The sequence below is a fragment of the Pseudomonas putida genome, assembly GCF_028682175.1.
GTDB lineage: Bacteria > Pseudomonadota > Gammaproteobacteria > Pseudomonadales > Pseudomonadaceae > Aquipseudomonas > Aquipseudomonas putida_AD.
This window is the reverse complement of sequence record NZ_JANHKS010000104.1, coordinates 1-1,429: the sequence shown is the minus strand read 5'-3', so window position 1 is coordinate 1,429 and position 1,429 is coordinate 1. Positions and strand designations below refer to the sequence as shown.

The 1,429-nt window shown below is 64.6% G+C and carries 1 protein-coding gene; it reads left to right on the top strand.

Features of this window, described 5'->3' with window-relative positions; all coding sequences use genetic code 11:
- Positions 1–1,429 (top strand): VCBS domain-containing protein (locus NPS29_RS28625; RefSeq protein ID WP_274136861.1); only part of this gene is annotated, 1,429 nt, incomplete at both ends.

The window sequence follows — 1,429 nt, the reverse complement described above, 5'->3', positions numbered from 1 at the left end:
TACCAAAGGCCAACTGCAGGCGACCGACGTCGACGCAGGTGATGTACTGACCTACAGCGTCGCCGATGCCAGCAAACCAGCAGGCTTCAGTGTCAACGCCGCTGGCCAGTGGACCCTGGACGCCGGCAACGCGGCCTACCAGCACCTGGCCGCAGGCCAGACCACCACTCTGTCCGTGCCGTTCACCGTCACCGACAAGGCCGGTGCGAGCAGCACCTCGGTACTGACCATCACCGTTACCGGCACCAACGACGCGCCTGTGGCGACCGTCAGCACTGCTGCCGTGGACGAAGACAAGTCCGTCAGCGGCCAGCTGAAAGCGACCGATGTCGACGACAACGACGTGCTGACCTACACCGTGACCAACAAGCCAGCCGGCTTTACCGTCAACAACGCAGGCCAGTGGACTCTGGACGCCAGCAACGCTGCCTACCAGCACCTGGCGGCCGGCCAGACGACCACCGTCAACGTGCCGTTCACCGTCACCGACAAAGCGGGCGCCACCAGCACCTCGACCCTGACCATCACCGTCACCGGCACCAACGACGCGCCTGTGGCCACCGTCAGCACTGCCGCCGTGGACGAAGACAAATCTGTCAGCGGCCAGCTGAAAGCGACCGATGTCGACGACAACGACGTGCTGACCTACACCGTGACCAACAAGCCAGCCGGCTTTACCGTCAACAACGCAGGCCAGTGGACTCTGGACGCCAGCAATGCCGCTTACCAGCACCTGGCGGCCGGCCAGACGACCACCGTCAACGTGCCGTTCACCGTCACGGACAAAGCGGGCGCCACCAGCACTTCGACCCTGACCATCACCGTTACCGGCACCAACAACGCGCCTGTGGCGACCGTCAGCACTGCTGCCGTGGACGAAGACAAGTCCGTCAGCGGCCAGTTGAAAGCGACCGATGTCGACGACAACGACGTCCTGACCTACACCGTGACCAACAAGCCAGCCGGCTTTACCGTCAACGACGCAGGCCAGTGGACTCTGGACGCCGGCAACGCGGCCTACCAGCACCTGGGCGCAGGCCAGACCACCACCGTCAACGTGCCGTTCACCGTCACCGACAAGGCCGGCCTGACCAGCACCTCGACCCTGAGCATCACCGTTACCGGCACCAACGACGCGCCTGTGGCGAAAGTCAGCACTGGCACCGGCGTGGAAGACACCATCACCACCGGCAAGCTGCAGGCCACCGATGTGGATGACGGCGACGTCCTGACCTACACCGTCAAGGACGCTGACAAGCCAGCCGGTTTCACCCTGGACAGCACCACCGGCCAGTGGACTCTGGACGCCGGCAACCCGGCGTACCAGCACCTGGCAGCGGGCGAAATCGCCACCGTCACCGTGCCGTTCATCGTGACTGACAAGGCAGGTGCCACCAGCACCTCGAACCTGGTCATCACCATCACCGGC